The sequence below is a fragment of the Exiguobacterium sp. ZWU0009 genome, assembly GCF_000798935.2.
GTDB lineage: Bacteria > Bacillota > Bacilli > Exiguobacteriales > Exiguobacteriaceae > Exiguobacterium_A > Exiguobacterium_A acetylicum.
On record NZ_CP018057.1, the window covers coordinates 2251478 to 2270244 of the forward strand.

General features: G+C 50.4%; 21 protein-coding genes and 1 other annotated feature. Of the genes, 2 read left to right on the forward strand and 19 right to left on the reverse strand.

The genetic code is table 11. The features are described 5' to 3' along the window. Nucleotides 1-5: 5 nt before the first annotated feature. The 3 genes from nadA to L985_RS11870 are packed head-to-tail and all read right to left on the reverse strand — an operon-like array spanning nt 6 to nt 3328. Nucleotides 6-1103, reverse strand: a complete 1098-nt coding sequence (gene nadA, locus L985_RS11860; protein ID WP_047393645.1) for a quinolinate synthase NadA — start codon at nt 1101-1103, stop codon at nt 6-8. After that, nucleotides 1093-1935 (reverse strand): carboxylating nicotinate-nucleotide diphosphorylase, encoded by an 843-nt coding sequence (nadC, locus tag L985_RS11865; RefSeq protein WP_047393643.1) that lies wholly within the window; start codon nt 1933-1935, stop codon nt 1093-1095. The genes nadA and nadC overlap by 11 nt, the downstream gene beginning before the upstream one ends. Then, nucleotides 1859-3328 carry an L-aspartate oxidase gene (locus tag L985_RS11870; protein WP_052169452.1) on the reverse strand — a complete coding sequence of 490 codons (1470 nt, stop codon included), beginning with the start codon at nt 3326-3328 and terminating at the stop codon, nt 1859-1861. Before L985_RS11870 ends, nadC begins: the two co-directional genes overlap by 77 nt. A 98-nt stretch (nt 3329-3426) precedes the next feature. Here L985_RS11870 and L985_RS11875 point away from each other — a divergent pair, with 98 nt between their 5' ends. Together L985_RS11875 and L985_RS11880 are read left to right on the forward strand one after the other, a co-directional pair. Continuing rightward, nucleotides 3427-4509 carry a cysteine desulfurase family protein gene (locus L985_RS11875; protein ID WP_047393640.1) on the forward strand — a complete coding sequence of 361 codons (1083 nt, stop codon included), beginning with the start codon at nt 3427-3429 and terminating at the stop codon, nt 4507-4509. A 24-nt stretch (nt 4510-4533) separates the two neighbouring features. Next, nucleotides 4534-5076: a transcription repressor NadR gene (locus L985_RS11880; RefSeq protein ID WP_047393638.1), complete on the forward strand. Its 543-nt coding sequence runs from the start codon at nt 4534-4536 to the stop codon at nt 5074-5076. A gap of 38 nt (nt 5077-5114) precedes the next feature. Here L985_RS11880 and L985_RS11885 read toward each other — a convergent pair whose 3' ends face one another. From L985_RS11885 to L985_RS11960, 16 genes are all read right to left on the reverse strand, one after another. Beyond that, nucleotides 5115-6389, reverse strand: coding sequence for a hemolysin family protein (locus L985_RS11885; protein ID WP_071908825.1), 1275 nt, complete (start codon nt 6387-6389; stop codon nt 5115-5117). 53 nt (nt 6390-6442) lie between these two features. Further along, nucleotides 6443-7738 carry a GTPase ObgE gene (obgE, locus tag L985_RS11890; RefSeq protein ID WP_023468943.1) on the reverse strand — a complete coding sequence of 432 codons (1296 nt, stop codon included), beginning with the start codon at nt 7736-7738 and terminating at the stop codon, nt 6443-6445. Between the two features lie 15 nt (nt 7739-7753). Continuing rightward, entirely contained in the window at nt 7754-8236 is a 483-nt protein-coding gene (locus L985_RS11895; RefSeq protein ID WP_047393635.1) for a Spo0B domain-containing protein, read from the reverse strand. A gap of 68 nt (nt 8237-8304) precedes the next feature. Further along, nucleotides 8305-8583: a 50S ribosomal protein L27 gene (gene rpmA, locus L985_RS11900; protein ID WP_012370976.1), complete on the reverse strand. Its 279-nt coding sequence runs from the start codon at nt 8581-8583 to the stop codon at nt 8305-8307. Between the two features lie 14 nt (nt 8584-8597). Further along, nucleotides 8598-8936, reverse strand: coding sequence for a ribosomal-processing cysteine protease Prp (locus tag L985_RS11905; RefSeq protein ID WP_023468945.1), 339 nt, complete (start codon nt 8934-8936; stop codon nt 8598-8600). Nucleotides 8937-8939: 3 nt separating this feature from the next. Beyond that, nucleotides 8940-9248: a 50S ribosomal protein L21 gene (gene rplU, locus L985_RS11910; protein ID WP_012370978.1), complete on the reverse strand. Its 309-nt coding sequence runs from the start codon at nt 9246-9248 to the stop codon at nt 8940-8942. Between the two features lie 15 nt (nt 9249-9263). Continuing rightward, nucleotides 9264-9333, reverse strand: a sequence feature (ribosomal protein L21 leader region). 74 nt (nt 9334-9407) lie between these two features. After that, nucleotides 9408-10748, reverse strand: coding sequence for a ribonuclease E/G (locus L985_RS11915; protein ID WP_047393631.1), 1341 nt, complete (start codon nt 10746-10748; stop codon nt 9408-9410). Between the two features lie 63 nt (nt 10749-10811). After that, nucleotides 10812-11615 carry a septum site-determining protein MinD gene (gene minD / locus L985_RS11920; protein ID WP_029342255.1) on the reverse strand — a complete coding sequence of 268 codons (804 nt, stop codon included), beginning with the start codon at nt 11613-11615 and terminating at the stop codon, nt 10812-10814. A 50-nt stretch (nt 11616-11665) separates the two neighbouring features. After that, nucleotides 11666-12340 (reverse strand): septum site-determining protein MinC, encoded by a 675-nt coding sequence (locus tag L985_RS11925; RefSeq protein ID WP_029342256.1) that lies wholly within the window; start codon nt 12338-12340, stop codon nt 11666-11668. A gap of 3 nt (nt 12341-12343) precedes the next feature. Further along, a complete protein-coding gene (gene mreD, locus L985_RS11930) occupies nt 12344-12847 on the reverse strand; it encodes a rod shape-determining protein MreD (RefSeq protein ID WP_023468949.1) in 504 nt (167 codons plus the stop codon). Then, nucleotides 12840-13724 (reverse strand): rod shape-determining protein MreC, encoded by an 885-nt coding sequence (gene mreC, locus L985_RS11935; protein WP_029342257.1) that lies wholly within the window; start codon nt 13722-13724, stop codon nt 12840-12842. The genes mreD and mreC overlap by 8 nt, the downstream gene beginning before the upstream one ends. A gap of 14 nt (nt 13725-13738) precedes the next feature. Next, nucleotides 13739-14773, reverse strand: a complete 1035-nt coding sequence (locus L985_RS11940) for a rod shape-determining protein (RefSeq protein WP_029342258.1) — start codon at nt 14771-14773, stop codon at nt 13739-13741. Nucleotides 14774-14935: 162 nt separating this feature from the next. Continuing rightward, nucleotides 14936-15568 carry a RadC family protein gene (radC, locus tag L985_RS11945; RefSeq protein ID WP_050677672.1) on the reverse strand — a complete coding sequence of 211 codons (633 nt, stop codon included), beginning with the start codon at nt 15566-15568 and terminating at the stop codon, nt 14936-14938. A gap of 46 nt (nt 15569-15614) precedes the next feature. After that, nucleotides 15615-16190, reverse strand: a complete 576-nt coding sequence (locus L985_RS11950) for a Maf family protein (protein WP_047393627.1) — start codon at nt 16188-16190, stop codon at nt 15615-15617. 107 nt (nt 16191-16297) lie between these two features. Continuing rightward, entirely contained in the window at nt 16298-17020 is a 723-nt protein-coding gene (locus L985_RS11955) for a YfgM family protein (RefSeq protein ID WP_047393624.1), read from the reverse strand. Further along, a complete protein-coding gene (locus L985_RS11960; protein ID WP_047393622.1) occupies nt 17017-18756 on the reverse strand; it encodes a type IV pilus biogenesis protein PilM in 1740 nt (579 codons plus the stop codon). Before L985_RS11960 ends, L985_RS11955 begins: the two co-directional genes overlap by 4 nt. Nucleotides 18757-18767 lie beyond the last annotated feature (11 nt).

Genomic DNA, 18767 nt, shown 5'->3' on the forward strand with positions numbered 1-18767 from the left:
TTATTTTATGAACGCTCAAGCATCCGTTCGAGTGCCAATACGGCGTGCCGCGTCGTCTCTGCATCGACCGTGATGATGTTGACCGGGTCACCGGCTTCGACTTGTTCGAGCGCCCACGCCAAGTGCGGTAAGTCAATCCGGTTCATCGTCAGACACGGACACATGAATGGATTGAGCGACACGATATCAAGTTCCGGATGCGTCGACGCGAGTCGATTGACGAGGTTCATCTCTGTTCCGATCGCCCACTTCGTTCCAGGAGCAGCCTGTTCGATTTGTTGAATGATGTACGCCGTTGATCCGTTGAGATCAGACGCTGCTACGACTTCGTGCGAACATTCCGGATGGACGAGAATCTTTCGCTCTGGATCCGTCTTGCGGAACTGTTCAATCTGACCGACCGTGAATTTCTCGTGGACCGAACAATGTCCTTTCCATAAGATGACGCGGACGTCCTGGTCTTCCCCGTCAAAAACGAGTTCGTCCTTGATCGGATCCCAAATCGCCATCTGTTCTAACGGAATTCCGAGTGCGTGCGCCGTATTGCGACCGAGGTGTTGATCGGGCAGGAAGAATAAGATGTCGCGTTCAGCAAGCGTCCACTTGACCATCTGGACAGCGTTTGATGACGTCACTGTCGCCCCCCCGTGACGACCAACGAACGCTTTGATCGCTGCTGTCGAATTGACATACGTCAACGGTAAAATCGACTCTCCGAACCGTTCCGTCAAGATCGTAAAGGCACGCTCCGTTTGCGTATCGTTCGCCATGTCCGCCATCGAACAACCAGCACGCATGTCAGGCAAAACGACCGTATGTGACGCATCCGTCAGCATGTCTGCCGTCTCTGCCATGAAGTGGACACCACAAAAGACTGTAAATTCCGCTTCTGTCATCTGCTTCGCGACTTGCGCGAGCTGGAGCGAATCTCCCGTCGCATCCGCGAACTGGACGACTTCATCCTTTTGATAGTGGTGGGCAGGTAAGAACAAGCGACTGCCCATCCGTGCTTTGACCCCTTCGATGATGGCGATCAATTCTGCTTCTGATTGTTGTAAGTACGACGCTGGAATTCCCTCGTGACGTAATAGATCAAATGACATCTTTTTTTCCTCCTTCGATTTTCATGCTGATATCAAGTGCTGTTGCTGAATGGGTGAGTGCTCCGAGTGAGATGACGTCTGCTCCGCTATCTGCAAAGTCTGATAACGTGTCTAGCGTAATCCCACCGGATAGTTCGACCGTGATGTGCGGTGGAATCAATTGCCGGAGCTGTTTGATTTCTGCTGGTGTCCGGTTATCGAGCATGATGATATCGACTCTTGCAGCCACTGCCTCCAGCACTTCCGCTTCCGTCTCGACTTCGACTTCAATTGGTGTCGTATGACCCGCGACACGTTTTGCTCGCGTCACCGCTTCCGTAATCGATCCCGCTACTGTGATGTGGTTGTCCTTGATCATGACGGCGTCATCGAGACGTCCGCGATGACTATAACCACCCCCGACGCGAACGGCATGTTTTTCGAGCATTCGTAATCCAGGGGTCGTCTTTCGTGTATCCGTGATTCGGATTCGTCCTGCTGCCATTTCAACGGCTTGACGTGTCTTCGTCGCAATCCCGGATAAACGTTGCACCAAGTTCAAGGCGACCCGTTCTCCACTTAAAATATCCTGTAACGAACCAGACCACTCAGCAAGGAGTGTGCCTCGCGTGACGACCGTCCCTTCCGCTACATGAATCGTCACGTCGACTTGTAACAGATGCGCCATCTCCCGAATGATGTCTGCTCCGCAAAAAACTCCGTCTTCCTTTGCTAAAAAACGACCGGTCCCGCGTTCTTGTCCCGTCAGACATCCTTCACTCGTGATGTCCCACTGTCCGATATCCTCGATTAAAAATGCCTCCAGTTGTTGCCGTAACTGCCACTTGTTCAACGCTCTCATCCTCTCCTGTCAATCGACTCCGTGCTCCTTCAAGCAACAAACATGCCGTTACGTGACGTAATCGATTTTCTTCCGCTTCCTGTCCGGATTCGTCTAATGTCCAGTCTTTTAATGCGTCCAGACTTTCTTGTATCTGCCTAACATCCATTTCGACACCAATGACCTGCGATAGACGGTCTGTTACGGAACGAAGTGTTCCCGGACGTCGTTTTATTTGTTTGACTGAACGTTCCGGTAACAGCTTGAGCTGTTCTGCTACCGCTTTTCCCATGACGACACATTCAAGGAGCGAGTTCGACGCCAGACGATTTCGACCGTGTAGTCCAATCGATGCTGTCTCGCCGACCGCGTATAGTCCTTCGACCTGCGTCCGCCCTGAAAGGTCCGTCTCGATCCCACCCATTAAGAAATGAATGCCTGGTGCAATTTCAACGAGATCCGGATTTATGTTCAGTTTTTCACATTTTTCTACAAACGTTGGAAACCGTTTCGTTCGGTCGACGACGTTCGACGTATCGAGATAGACCGGTTCACGTTTTCGCACCTCATGGATTCGTTTTGCGACTTCATCTCGCGCCGCTAAATCTTGCATCGGATGATCCGCCATGATCCGGTCGCCATTTTTCGTTACAAGCGTCGCTCCTGCACCTCGTAATGCTTCCGTGATTAAACCTTCCGAACGACCTGCATGAACGAGTACCGTCGGATGATGCTGGATATAACCGAGATCACGAATCGTCGCCCCCGCTTCAAAGGCGAGTGCAATCCCGTCCCCTTGAATCAAAGGGTCATTCGTCGACGCTGCGAATAATCCACCCACTCCACCGGTCGCGAGAATCGTTGCGCGCGCCACAATCTCGATCGGCTCTCCCTCGCTATATCCGACTGCACCTACTACCTGTCCATTGACTTGAATCAACTCTGTGATATGCGTCTGCTCAAGAATCGGAAATGGTACTTGCGGCATCAACGTCTCCATGATCCGTTTACCAGTCTCGTCCCCGCCACAGTGATAAATCCGCGGCAAACGATGTGCTCCTTCACGACCGAGTAAAAACTCTCCCTCGGACTGATCGAATAAAACGCCTTGTCGTAATAAGAATTCCATCGCCTCGGTTCCCGATCGGGTGACGTAATCGACGACGGACCGATTGATACGCCCTTTTGCTGCTTGGCACGTATCTTCAAAGTGACCACGATGATCGATTTCTGCATAAGCGGAAGCAATCCCACCTTGTGCTCGGACGGAATTCGTCTCAAATCGCGAACCTTTCGAGACAAGTAATGCGTTCATTCCCGATGGAAGATGCAGGGCGACTGAAATCGCGGCAAGCCCTGTTCCAATGATCAACACATCCGTCTCAAGCCTTTTATGTAAAGACATATGATTTACACCTCTATATCTAAATGTTTACTATTGACTTGACAATAAGTTTGGCATACTTTTAGCTGAGTGACAAGACGAAAGGACAGGATTTTTTCATGATCTATCTCGATTACGCAGCGACGACTCCGCTGCATCCACAAGCACTCGATCATTATCAACAAGCCGCTCAGTCGTTCTACGGCAACAGTTCTTCTCTTCACGACATCGGTGGGGATGCTGAACGTTTACTCGAACGAGCCCGTCACTATCTGATGCAACAATTGGCTCAACAAGAAGGAACCGTTATCTTTACAGGGAGCGGATCAGAAGCGAATTACATCGCTTTGACACACTTGATGCGACAGAGTAACAAATCAGTTGTCTTGACACTTCGATGTGAACATGATTCGGTCTTGCTTCCGCTTGCGCGCTGGGCACAAGAAACACGGCACCTGCCTTTATTACCGGACGGAACGTTCGATTGGGAACAATTCGTCGCGACTTGTACGGACGAAATTGGTGTCGTCTCGATTCAACACGTCAATTCGGATACGGGTTTTCGCTTTCCCGTCGAACGAATTGCAGCTTACTGTCAATCGCGTGGGATTCTGTTTCATTGCGACGGGGTCCAAGGATTCTTAAAAGACGACATCCATATTGACGCCTTTGATGCGTACACGATGAGTAGTCACAAGGTTTATGGACCTAAAGGGTTGGGCGCCCTGTATCTGCGACGACCACTCTTCAGTCCTTACTACGAAGGTCATCACGAATTCGGGATCCGTCCTGGTACAGTCGATGTTCCGGGAATTGCAGCCTTCATCGCTGCCTGTGAAGCCACGCGACTAGAAAATCCAGGAATCCAGGATTCAAGCCGTCGATTTCGTGGTATGCTAAAAAAAACATTGTCTTCGTCTCGTTACGTGATCATCGAGTCCCCGACGCAACTGGCTTCCATCTGTGCCGTCCATACGAAACAACGGGACGGTCAATACGCGTTGCTCGCCTTGAATCGTGCTGGAATCGCCGTTTCTGCTGGTAGTGCTTGTCGGGCTGGAGAAAATGGTCCGAATGCGACATTACGTGCCATCGGCTATGACGAATCGGCGGCTCATGGGTTGATTCGACTCAGTTTTGGAAGACACACGACGAACGAAGAAATCGAACAGTGCATTGATGTGTTGAACACAATTTCATGACACTGGAGAAAGGTAGGAGACATGATGGGGAAACGCATCTCCGGAGAAGAACGCCGGAAATCATTACTTCGTATGATTGAGGAAAGTGAGCAACCTGTCACAGGAACGGCACTGGCGAAACAAGCAGGTGTCAGTCGCCAAGTGATTGTGCAGGATTTATCATTGTTAAAGGCAAAAGGATATCCTGTCATCGCGACAGCTCGTGGCTATTTTATCAATGATCCGGAAGTCGACGGCTCAAAATTACGCCGCAAGATCGTTTGCCGTCACGGCATCGATCAGTTAAAGGATGAGTGTGACGCCATCGTTGACGAAGGGGTCGTCGTCCGTGATGTTATCATCGAACATCCCGTCTACGGCTTCATCACTGGAGAATTGATGCTAAAAAGCCGCCGAGATGTCCGCGTATTGCTCGAGCAGTTAAAGGAGACGCAAGCCACTCCGCTCTCGAGCCTGACGGACGGAGTCCATATTCATACGCTGGAAGCGGATCATGAAGAAGCACTAGAAGCAGCTATCGCAAAACTCGATCGTCTCGGAATTCTCGTTTCGGAGCTCGATGTCTGAACAATAAAAACCGCCTATTCCCAAGGAATAAGCGGTTTTTATCGTTCAATCGGTTCAAGTCGTGTCTCCGGCATCGTAGATGGCGGATCAAACGTTGCTAAGACTTTGCGGACGCGTCGGTTTTCGATATGCAAGACCGTCAACGTGACACGTTCATAACGCATCGCCGTTCCAACGTCCGGCAATTGTCCGCTCTCCTCCATGATCCATCCCCCGAGTGACTGGGCATCGGTGTCTGGCATCGTCAATTGAAATTGCTGACAGAAGTCTTCAATGTCATACTCTGCTAGACATTCGTATTGCTCTGGACCAATCCGTTTCGTATATTCCAATGATTCATCGTGTTCATCCCAAATCTCCCCGACGATTTCTTCTAAAATATCCTCAAGGGTGATCAGACCTGCCGTCCCTCCGAATTCATCAAGGACGACTGCCATATGGGACTGCTTGACTTTGAGTTCCGGTAATAAATCCATCAATCGTGTCTGTGGTACGACGAACGATACCGGTCGAATCCATTCTCGGATATCGACAGAGCCGTTCTTCACATACGCACGCAGAAAGTCCCGCTCCGATAATACACCGATGACGTGATCAATCGAATCCTTATAGACCGGTAGACGAGAATAGCCACCCTTCTGGACCTCTGCAAGGATATCTTCAAGCCGCGCATCAATATCGATCGCTTGAATGTCCATGCGAGGCGTCAACGCATCCTCGACCGTCGCATGTTGAAAATCAACCGCTTGATGAACGAGTTCAGCCTCTGCAAGCCCCATGATCCCCTCTTCTTGACTGATATCAACGAGTGCTTTGAGTTCCTGTTCAGTCACGAGCGGTCCTTTTGGATCTGCTCCAATCAACCTTAGCGCTAACTGGCGTAAGCGGAGTAACAGGAAGACAAGTGGTCGAAAGCACAGTAAGAAGAAGCGCAGTGGATGTCCGATCAACAACACGTAACGTTCCGTATGTTCACGGGCATACGACTTCGGTATCAATTCCCCGAACAACAGCAACAGGAAAAACAGCGCAAGAAAGACAATGGTTTGTGTCGCGATTGTCTCGACGAATTGGATGATCCACCAGCCACCAAATAAGATAAAAGCGACGTTGACGATCGTATTCCCAATCAAAATCGACGTCAGTGTCTCTTCATAGCGTTGAAGTAAACGAAATACACGGGACGCACGCGCGTCCCCTGCTTCCGACTGGTGCAACAACCGCAACCGATTGACACTCGCGAGTGCCGTCTCGGCTGAGGAAAAGAATGCGGATAAGACGAGAATCGGAATTAACCAAACGAATGAAATCATGGGCAATGGGTCCACGATGCTTTCACACTCCGTTTCCTAATGGAATGAACCGCTTAGAAGGATGACTCGACGAATTCGAACTCGAAATCACGGATACGAACGACATCGCCGTCGATCGCACCAAGACGACGTAACTCTTCGTCGACACCCATTTGACGCAGTGTCCGAGCGAAACGTTTAATCGATTCTTCACGCATGAAGTTTGTCATCGTGAAGAGTTTTTCGATCCGTGGTCCTTTGATGACGAAGCAATCGTCTTCATCTTTCGAAATCGTAAAGCCGGCTTCAGGTGCTTCGTAACCGTAGACGACACGTGGTGTCGCTGTTTTCTCTTCGAGTTCCTCAAGACCAAATTCTGGTGTTGCATCGACGAGGTCCGCGATTCGGAATAACAGATCGCGTAATCCTTGACGTGTTGCTGCTGAAATCTCGAATACTTCAAGCTCTGGGAAAGCTTCCTTGAAGGCTTCAAGATGTTCTGCCGCATCCGGCATGTCCATCTTGTTCGCGACGACGACTTGCGGACGCTCTGTTAAGCGCAGGTTATAGTCTGCAAGTTCTTTATTGATGATGTTGTAGTCTTCGATTGGATCGCGGCCTTCCATCCCACTCATGTCGATGACGTGGACGATGACTTTCGTCCGCTCGACGTGGCGTAGGAACTGGTGACCGAGTCCGACACCTTCACTTGCGCCTTCAATCAATCCTGGCAAGTCAGCCATGACGAAGCTACGGCTATCTTCCGTTTCGACGACACCGATGTTCGGTGTGATCGTCGTGAAGTGATACGCGCCGATTTTCGGACGTGCTGCTGAAACGACTGATAACATCGTTGATTTTCCGACACTCGGGAAACCAACGAGACCAACGTCTGCTAGCATCTTCAGCTCAAGTTTCAAGTACTTCTCTTCTCCTGGCTCACCGTTTTCAGCGTGCTCAGGTGCTGGGTTGGCAGGTGTTGCAAAACGTGTATTCCCACGTCCGCCACGTCCACCTTTTGCGACGATCGCTTGTTGCCCGTGATGGACGAGGTCAGCGATGACTGCATTCGTATCGTCATCATAGACGACCGTACCAGGTGGGACCTTGACGATTAAATGCTCGGCTTTACGACCGTGCATGCCTTTTGACATACCGTTTTCACCTTGAACTGCTTTAAAGTGACGTTTGTAACGGAAGTCCATCAATGTCCGAAGCCCTTCGTCGACTTCAAGGACGACGTGAGCCCCGTGACCACCGTCACCGCCGGCAGGACCGCCGTCCGGAACGTATTTCTCTCGACGGAACGCTACTTGCCCACGTCCTCCGTCACCTGCTTTTACATAAATATTTACCTGATCGACAAACATGTCGGATCCCTCCTCTTACTTCTCTTCCTCAAACGGAAGACTTTCAATCTCAATCACACACTCATTTTCCGTCTGCGACTCGATTTCCATCGGCGTCACTAGATCCTCAAGGCGCGACATATCTAGTAGATCCCGATAGATCTCGATGGTCACGCCCTCGTGGAAGGTCACGGATACTTCTCCTACTCCTACATCAATCATGGCGATGGCTGCTTCGACGAGTTGCTTCAGCCGCTCATCTTCCATGTGGGGTGCTCCGATGACATCATACGTCACAGTTTTGCCTGACCATTCAGCTTGCAGTAACGCCAGTGCGGTTTTCGGCAATCCGATTCGCCCTAGACGTCCTTCCCGAGATGCTTGCTCCCGGTACGCCGAACAGATCGACTCGACTGCTTGTTCGTCTCCGATCGCGCCATACGAACGGACGAGTTGTATCCGGTTCAACCACTCGTGACGAAGAGTCTTCAAAAGATCAAGTACCTGCTGTTCCTCCATCGGTCGTTCCCTCCTAAAAAAAACAGACCCTAACCCTCGAAAGTGGCTAGAGTCTGCTTCGTCGATCCTTATGCTGGGTAAACGCTGACTTGTTTCTTGTCGCGTCCGAGACGTTCGAAACGAACGACACCAGTTGCAGTTGCGAAAAGTGTATCATCGCCACCACGTCCGACGTTCATACCTGGGTGAATCTTCGTACCGCGTTGACGGTAGAGGATTGAACCAGCAGAAACAGTTTGACCGTCTGCACGTTTCGCCCCAAGGCGTTTCGATTGCGAGTCACGACCGTTCTTTGTCGAACCTACCCCTTTTTTCGATGCGAAGAACTGAAGATTAAGTTTCAACATGTGGAATCCACCTCCTATACTTGTTCAAGTTGGATAAACTCACCGTAACTTTCAGCGATGGTACCAAGTTGGACCAAAGTCGCTTCCAGTAACAATTGGGTGCGCTCACTGACATCCGGTGCTAAGTCAGCGTACGGTTCTACATAAAAGTAGCCACCCTCTTGTTGTTCTGCCATTTCAAGGAGCAGGACCTGCCCGAGTAATGCTTCTATGGCATTGTATGCCCCGAAGATCACCGACGAGACGCCGGCACAGACAAGGTCGAGACCTGGTTCTGCGAACTCGGCATGTCCTGTCACTTCGATGGAGCGGACGAGTTCCGCTTCATCTCGTCGAATCTTGACACGTATCATGGCTTACGCTTCGATTTTCTCGATGCGGACCTTCGTGTAAGGTTGACGGTGACCTTGCTTACGACGGTAGTTCTTTTTCGCTTTCATTTTGAAGACAGTGATCTTTTTCGCGCGAGCGTGTTTGATGACCGTTGCTACGACCTTCGCACCTTCTACGAGTGGAGCGCCGACTTTAACATCGTCACCACCAAGGATCAATACTTCACCAAATTCAACTGTGCTGTCGACGTCTGCGTTTAATTTCTCAACGTAGATTTCTTGGCCAGCTTCAACTTTGACTTGTTTACCACCAGTTTTGATAATTGCGTACATTACGTGCACCTCCTCTTAGGAACTCAGACTCGCCATCACGGGCAGCGGATGCTTTAAAACCCGGTCTGTGCGGTTGTAGTCATTTGGGTGCTTCCAAACGAACTAACGTTATTCAGAATACCAAACGTTCTTCTACCTTGTCAATGCTGTTCTGAAGGATTATTCCGATCGCTTGATGAAATCGAGACAGTCTTGTGACAACCCCGTGAACAGGACCGCTGGATCGCCTTCGAGCACATGGACTTCGAGCGGTTGACGGGAAACGAATTCGTCCTGCAACAGATGCCGTGGTGCGCGAATCACGACCGCTTCCGCATAGGTCGCAATCTCAAGTAACTTCGGTTCAATCAAGCGATAGACACTCAATCGCGTCCACTGCCCGGATTCCTGTGAACGTTCCTGTAGCGATTTCCCGTGACGTTGTCGTGTCAGTTCGCATAAACCCATCTTCGTAAACCCATAGACTTCGATTTGTTTCGTCTCGAGCGCTGCCCGTTCTTTAAGGAGTTGGGTCACGCGCGTCTGTCCTTTACTTGAGCCACGGAGGAAATCGATCGCAATCATGCCACTAATGTTGCGCAACCGTAATTGCCGCATGACTTCGACGGCAGCCGCTTCATTGATTTGATCAAACGTCCGCTTTTGTTCCTTGACGGAGATCGTCTTCCCGCTGTTGACGTCGATGACAGTCATCGTCTCGACTTCTTCAATCAAGAGATACGCTCCTCCGTCGAGCCAGACGACCCGTTGCATCGCCTTCTCAATCGCGCCATCGATTGCTTCCATCTCGGGTAAGCGCCCTTTTCGTAGCGACCGTTCGACAGAAAGACCAAGTAGTTCGAGTCGTTCCTTTTCCTGACGCGTCATGACGAGTGCTTCCGTGACATGTGGAAGACGTTTCGCTTCTTGGACGATCAGTGCCTCGTCTTGTTCAAGACGCGGCGCCTGCATGAGTTCTTTGTGCCGTGTCCGTAACGACTGCAGCTCTTGCTTCAATTCGTCGATTGATGCTTTTGCTGCCTCCGTCCGGTAGAGAATCCCCTCTTCGTCCGTCGTCGTCAGTTGTTCCGCCAGTTGACGCTGGACGACGAGATCCAGCTTTCGACTGAAACGGATGCGTCGACCGTACGGGAAATAAACGAGATAACGTCCACCATAGGTGATGTTTTGCGTCACTTTGTGTTGTTTCGGTGCAACGCCCTCTTTGACGACCTGGACGAGTAACGTCTGTCCGACCTGGACGGCTTGTCCGATCGTCGGTACGTCCGGATAACGGTGCAACGCTTCAATCGTCTCATTTAGCGGTAAGTAAAGCGGTGTACCGTCGGTCGCAATCAAAAAGGCTGCTCCGAGCGTCGGATGCAACCGGTCGACCTTGGCATAGACGAAAGTGCCAACCCGAATCTCGTCACGCATCCGCTCATGGTATTCAATCAATCGACCGCCTTCGACCAATGCCAATCGTTCAAGCGAAGCGGTCTGTTCACTAATCCATCGCATACTGATCCCTCCAAAAAAATTAGACTAGGCGCGACGATGTCGTCCTAGTCTAATTTCCCATTCTTATTTCATCCCAAGCATCTTCTTCAATTTGACGAAGAACCCTTTTTGCGGTTGTTCATTTAAATCAAGCAGTGGTACAGATTCTCCAAGAATCCGGCGAGCGATGTTCCGGTAGCCGAGTCCAGCCCGGTTATCCGGATTCATCGTTACAGGCACACCACGGTGGGAAGCGGCGATGACTTCTTCATCATCGATGATCAGACCAAGCAGATCAATCGAAAGGATACGCATGATCTCATCGATGTCGAGCATATCGCCAGATGCCATCATATGCGAACGCACCCGGTTGATGACGAGTTTCGGAACGATGTTACGTTCTGAGCGCTCGAGCATCCCGATGATCCGGTCCGCATCCTGAACGGCTGCTTTTTCCGGTGTCGTCACGACGACGGCTTCATCGGCTCCAGCGATTGCATTCATGAAGCCTTGCTCGATTCCTGCAGGGCAATCGATCAAGACGAAGTCGTATTCGAGTTTCAGTGTATCGATGATTGCCTTCACCTGTTCGGGTGTGACGGAGGACTTATCCTTTGATTGAGCAGCAGGCAACAGATACATCTCTTCAAAACGTTTATCGCGGACGAGTGCTTGGTGCAACTTACATTGCCCTGTCACGACGTCAACGATATTATAGATACTCCGGTTATCGAGACCAAGCACGATATCCAGATTACGTAACCCGATATCCGTATCAACGAGGCAAACGGAATGTCCCATCAATGCAAGTGCTGTTCCGATGTTTGCAGTCGTCGTTGTCTTTCCGACGCCACCTTTACCGGATGTGACGACGATGGCGCGTCCCATGTTCGTCTTCGCCTCCATATGTACCTGTTCTTTCACTTGTTCCATATCCGTCACCCTCTTTCACTATCAATCGCAAACTGATCCATCCGCGCGAGCGGAACGGTTTGAAGGCGGGAGAATTCGACCCCGTCTTCGCCTAAAAATGCACAACCCATATCGAGAGCTGGAATCGGTGCGTCGTCCGGTTCTTCATGGACGGTGCCAGCGACTGCAACCCACTTCGGCTGCAATACACTCGCCGCAATGACGGCTTCCGCATTGCCACCTTTTCCTGCATGAACGGTACCACGTAAAGCACCGAGACAATAGATACTTCCTGTCGCATGGACGACCGCACCTGGATTGATATCTCCGATGATGACGATCGAACCTTCGACGTCTAATACGTGCCCACTGCGTGCCGTTCCACCGAAGTAATGAAACGTTCGCTCTCCGTACAAGGCTTTTGCCTCGTCCTTCGTGATGCACTCACTGTCATAGCCTTTGAAAGAGAAGGAATCATGTCGCGCGACGATAGATTCGACGGCCGTCAACACTCCTTCATCGACATAACGTCGACCGAAGAAGAAGGTAATCGGTACGGCGCGTCCGTTCTCGACGGATTTGTCCGCAAGCGTCAACTCTAGATCGTCAAGAAATTCATCCACACTGCACCTTTCATTCACATAGACGGCGAGGCCACCACGATGACCTTTCATCGTTACATAACGTTTACGCTCAATCATGACTCATCCTCTTTTCTCGTCAAGGGTCGACTGCACGAGTCGGGTCATCGGATAATACAGGATGATGATCCCGATCAGCTGGGCAACCAGACTCCTTGGAATGATCTGTGTCGCGAGTTCCTGGAAGGAGACTCCGACACCTACGACCGAAGCCGTGAAGAAATATATATCGAGCTCATACAAAATGGCACTGAACGTGAACGTGACAAGAATCGTCAATACGTTCTCCTTTACATATTTTAGCACGAAGCTACTAAAAAGCGGAATGGCGGATAACGCAAATAAGTAAATGCCGATGATATCCGAGTACACGAAATCATACAGCAATCCAAAGACGAGTCCGAATCCGAGTGCCTGTTCAAGTTTTCCATACCGACCGAGGAACATTAGACCAATCAATGTCGCATGGATGACGTACGGTGAACCGTCTCCGAGTGGTCCTGCGAACAGCGTTCCTTCTAAGATAAAAAGAAGGAACACGGCGAAAAACAACTTAACGTTATTCACGAGTGTCCCCTCCCTTATCGGTCTCAGCGAAAGGTTCCTTCGCTTCGCGCTCAATCACGAAGACATGACCGAACTGTTCGAAGTCTGCTGCCGGTTTGACGTATGCGATTTTCGAAGCCCCATACTGATCGGATTTCACTTCCTCGATTTTTCCGATGACGATTCCGCTCGGATACTTTCCACCAAGACCGGACGTCGTGACGGTCTGCCCTTTTTTCAGCTTCGCGTCATTCGGAATTTTCGTGAACTTGAGTAATTTCGTCTCCTCATCAAAGCCTTCGATTGTACCGAAGACTCCTTTTCCTTTCGTGTCGTCTGCCGTTGCCGAGACATTATTCGTCCGACTCGTATCTGACATCAACTGCACGAGGGATGTATACGCACTCGCCTGGATGACGCGACCGATCAGTCCATCTGCTGTTACGACGGCCATGTTCGGCTTGACTCCTTTTTGTTCGCCGATGTTAATCGTAACGAACCGTTGCCATTCGGACGATGTCCGACCGATCATCTCTGCTGGTAACAATTTATAGTCGCGAATCGATCCGTTCAGGTCGAGCATATCTTTCAATTCTTTATTCTCACGTTCTAGATCACGGACTTTGACGGCATTACCGGCATAGTCACTTAAACGTGATTTCAAGTGTTCGTTCTCTTTGTACACGTCACGCACTTCTTTAATCGAAGTGACCGTATCATCAATCCAGCCAATCGGTGTCGCGAAAAGGCGTTGACCGACGCCCACGGTATCCCGCACGAAGCTTTGATACCAGTGGGATTGGTTACGCCCTTGTAGCGAAATCCCGATTAAGATCACCAAAAGGAGAAAACTAAGGAGTGTGATGAGCAGTTTTCGATTATTTAAAAATCGCTTCATCGCTCATCCCGTCCTTATCTTTTTTGCGAGATGCCTGATTTCGAACGAAGGACATTCATCATCTCGAGTGATTTTCCTGTACCGATTGCGACACAATCGAGTGCGTTTTCCGCAACGAGTGTCAAAATGCGTGTTTCGTCTTCGATGACAGCGTCGAGGTTCTTCAAGAGTGCCCCACCGCCTGTCAAGACGATTCCACGGTCCATGACGTCTGCTGATAATTCAGGAGGCGTCTGCTCAAGCGTATGTTTGACACCTGCAAGAATCGCTTCGACTGTATCCGAGAGTGCGTCACAAATTTCAGCACTTGTGACTTCAATCTGTTTCGGAAGACCTGTGACGAGATCACGTCCACGGATTTCCATCGTTTCGTTTTCTGACTCTTCATCGATGCGAGCGTAACCGATCGTCATTTTCAACGTCTCAGCTGTCCGCTCCCCGATCATCAAGTTGTATTTCGATTTGATGTAACGAATGATCGACTCATCCATCTCATCACCACCGACACGGATCGATTGGCTCGTAACGATACCACCGAGTGAGATGACAGCAACTTCTGTCGTACCACCACCGATATCAACGACCATCGAGCCTGTTGGTTCTGAAACCGGAAGACCCGCTCCGATTGCTGCTGCGAATGGTTCTTCGATCGTGTACGCTTCACGCGCACCTGCGAGTTTCGCTGCATCTTCGACCGCACGTTTTTCAACTGATGTGATACCACTTGGTACACAGATCATGACGTTCGTCTTAGAAGAGAACAAGCCTTTTTTCTTCGAAGCTTGATCCATGAAATATTTGATCATCGTAGCGGTTGTTTCATAATCCGCGATAACCCCGTCTTTCATCGGGCGTCGTGCAGTCACGTTACCCGGCGTACGACCGATCATGTTTTTCGCTGCGTTACCGACAGCTTCAATTTTCCCTGTATCCGTACGGAAGGCGACGACGGACGGTTCACGAACGACGATTCCCTGCCCCTTTACATACACAAGCGTGTTAGCCGTACCTAAGTCAATGCCGATTTCACGGCTGAATGATCCAAACATTATTCAAAAAACCCCTCTCTGAGAATACACTTCACTAATTATAACGGAAAAGCCTTCATTGGAAAGCGTTAAAACGTTACAGCTTGTTTACAGTTCGCCTTAGAAAACACACAAAAAAACGTCTGACGGAAAGAATCAAAGCTTTCCCTTCAGACGTTATTCTTACATAAATCCGCGCTGTTTCATACTAATAAATTGTCCATGCCCGATGATGATGTGGTCAAGACAACTGATTCCAATGAGTCGTCCCGCCTCAACAAGTCGCTCGGATACCTCGATATCTTCGCGACTTGGCGTCGGGTCACCGGACGGATGATTGTGGACGGCAATGAAGTTCGCAGCCGAGCAACGAATCGCTTCCCGGAAGACGTCTCGCGGGTGGACGATTGACGTGTTCAATCCTCCAATGAATAACGTCTTTTTCGAGACGACCTCATTTTTCGTATTCAAATACAGGCAGATGAAGTGTTCCTGCTGATAGAGACGCATCTCTTCTAACAACAGTTCCGCCGCGTCTTCCGGTGAGCGGATCGTCGGTCGTACCCACTTCGGTTCCGTGACGAGCCGACGACCGAGTTCCAGTCCAGCCATGATTTGTAGTGCCTTCGCCTTCCCGACCCCAGGTGCTTTTTCGAGTCCACCGACTCCAGCCGCCTCAAGTTCGATCAATGAAGGATAGATGTGCAGTAATTCTTCCGCGATTTCAAGTGGTGTCCGGTCGCGCGTCCCACTTCGGACGAGACACGCCAGCAACTCGACTGTCGTCGCTTGTGCCAAGCCTTTCAACTGAACCATATCCTTCGGCCATTCAATCACAGCATCCGACCTCTCTGTTTCAGGATTACGCAAACATCGGCTTGATTTCAAAGGACGCGAGACGTTTCGTGATCTCGTGGATCGGCAGTCCGACGACATTATAATAATCGCCTTCGATCGCTTCGACGAACAGACCACCCATCGCTTGGATGCCGTAGCCGCCCGCTTTATCATAGGGCTCGTTCGTCGCGATATAGCCTTCCATCCACTCGCCTGGCAATGCACCAAAACGGACGTACGTTGTCACGTCGAACGTCTCTTCCTTCTCCCCGAAGCGAATCGTCACGCCTGTCACGACTTCATGAGCACGTCCTGACAGACGCGCAAGCATCGCCCGCGCTTCAGAAATATCCACCGGCTTCTCAAGAATCATGTCATCGATTGCGACGACCGTATCGGCAGCCAGAATGACACCATCTGCTGTAATCGCTCGCGCTTTCTTTTGTGATAGATGGCGGACGTATTCATGCGGTGACATCGGGTATGGTGCTTCTTCGACGACATTCGCCGGTACGACTTCATGAGGAATCCCGATTTGTTGTAGGAGTTCCGTCCGACGTGGTGAAGCCGACGCGAGAATCAAGTGTGGTTGCGTTATCATCAGTATCACGTTCTTTCCCGTTAATTTCGAATCGGATAATTCGAGTCATCGTTTAGTCTAACAAAAAACAAGCGGCCCCTAACAGCCTAGGAACCACTTGTTTTATCTTAATTTCCTGTCACATCGACAAACGGATCCGACTTCGGTGTCTTCTCCTCGAGTGGTGTTTGTTTATCCGGCGTCAACTTCGTCAAGTCCGGACGATAGTACGATTCGATTTCCACTGTGAACGAGAGCATCTCATCCTCAAGCAAGATGGCTCCACTACCCGGACCTGGTTCTTCCGGTCCCGACAATTGAATCTGACGTAAGACCGTAATCCGGTCCGTCCGCTCGATTTGCTTCAGGAATGCCATTAATTCAACATACGACGGAGCTTCGACTGTTAGTGATGCCGGAAGTGGTGTTGCATTCGCTGCGACCGGTGCTGCGGCAGTTGTTTCAGCCTGATCCGATTCCGTCGCCATCGCTCCGTCAACTGCAGGTGTTGATGTCACGGGTGACTGCTGTGCTGTCTCTGTCGCCTGACCAAACGTGATCGACTGGACTTTGACACCGGCAATCTGACTTGATGCGTTGATCGCATCGATGACGTCATCGTTTGACGCCGTCACCGGTACTTTTTGCTGCAAAAAGCTCGATTCAGCGACGTCAACTTTCTGTTCATTTGCTTTCGCTTGTTCGAGCACCATCTGTTCTCGCTTCAGCGTCGCTTCTTTTTCTTGCAACGTTTGATGTGTCGTATACGTCGTATAACCGAAGTAACCAACCGCACCGAGGACGATCAAGATCGTTAGACCAAGGAGGATGAAGCTACTATAACGTTTCAATTGTCCGGCACCTCCTCGATTTCAGTCGTTACATTTGGATCAGTCGTCCCTGTCGTCGAATCAGTCGAAGGAGTCGCTTCGGTTGAGCTATCCGTTTCCGATTCAGCTGGCTGATCTTCCTTCGGTACTTCTGGATCGGCCTCGTTCGTCTCACCTTTAACGACTTCCGTCGGATTGACGTTCAACGAGAATTGTCCGATATAACGTGGTTCTTCTGACTTAGCATCGTCAGACGGTGTAATTTCCGTCGTTGGAACTTCTTGCCCAGTCGTCGGATCAACTGTCGTCGTCGTGACGACGTCTGCCTTTTCGTTCATCGTTCGTGTCGTCACACTCGCGAGATTCGTTCCTGAGAAGACTTTATCCGTCAGTAGCTCGCGATAAAAATCGTTCAGTTCATCCAGTGTCTCGAACTGGGTCGTCATCGTCACGGCATGATCTGCACCGTACGCAAATTGAAGAATATAACCGCGTTCCGGGAGATAACGAGTAATCCGTTCCAATGTCGGCACGGCAGGACGAGGCGTCGTCTCAAGACCTTCAACCGTCTGTTTAAGTTGTGCGACTTCTTGCTTTGCCGATTGATCGGATTCCGACTGTAGCTGACGAACGATCTGGATTTGATCATTCGTCGATTCGACGCGATCAGCGAATTGATCGGTTTGCCAATACAGATAGCCGCCGGCAAGTCCTCCGAATAACAATAAAATGAGTGAAGCAACAAGCGGATATTTCGGGGCTTCGTCATTTTCCGGCAATAAGTTGATCCGGTCTTTTCGCGGTGAGGCAAGACCAGCAAGCGGTAAGTACGCTCGTGGAATCGACTGCCCATCGATCGTCATCATGTCTGGAATCTCATCAAGACTTAAATCAAAGTTCGACCGGAAACGCGTCGCCAATTCATCACGGAACGGGAAGTCCCCAGCAAGGACAACGTTCGTGATCTCTCGCCCTTCGCGCGCGAGTGAAAAACGATAGAAATCGAGCACCCGTGAGAACTCGAGCAACATCTCGTCTAAAACAAGTTCGACAGTCGGATCATCTGAACGATAACGGTAATGCAGTTGATCGTCGATGACATCAACATCCCACGCGTCAGCAGCAAACGTATCAACGGAGCGAATCAAACGCGGCACGTGATCTTCGATGATGATCAACTGATGGTTCGTCGCGTTGGCATTCCAGATCAATAAGGTATCGGCTTCCGTTGCGACCGGATGATGGGCTTCAATCCCGAAATAGGTCGCAAGCGGTTGTGGTTCAGCGGCAACGAGGCGCAGGTGTTTTTGTTTGAACAGTTGTGTATATTGCTTGAGCGCCTCGTTCGGCGCGGCATAGAGCATGATTTCCCGCTTGCCATCTTCTTCAAGAACCGTGTAATCAAAATACGGTTCTTCAAACGGCAAGACGATACTATGTCCGATCTCCATGAACAGGTAGCCGCGAATTTGATTCGTCTCGATCGTTTCCGGAATATCGAGTTTCCGGGCAAGAACGAGCGAACCATCGAGCGCCAGCACCGCTTGCGAGCCACGTGGTACTTTCAGCTTCGTCAGTAACCCGTCAAAGATGAAATCAAGCGAGGCTTCCGGTTGCAACCAGCCTCCTTGCAGTGTTCCCGGCGGCAGCGCGACGACTGCCCGGCGCTTAATGACGCCTTTTTTGACGACTGCACCGAAAATTGCGACATCGGTGAAATTAAAGTAGATATAAGTACCTTTACGCCGTTGCGCCATATGTACGTTCT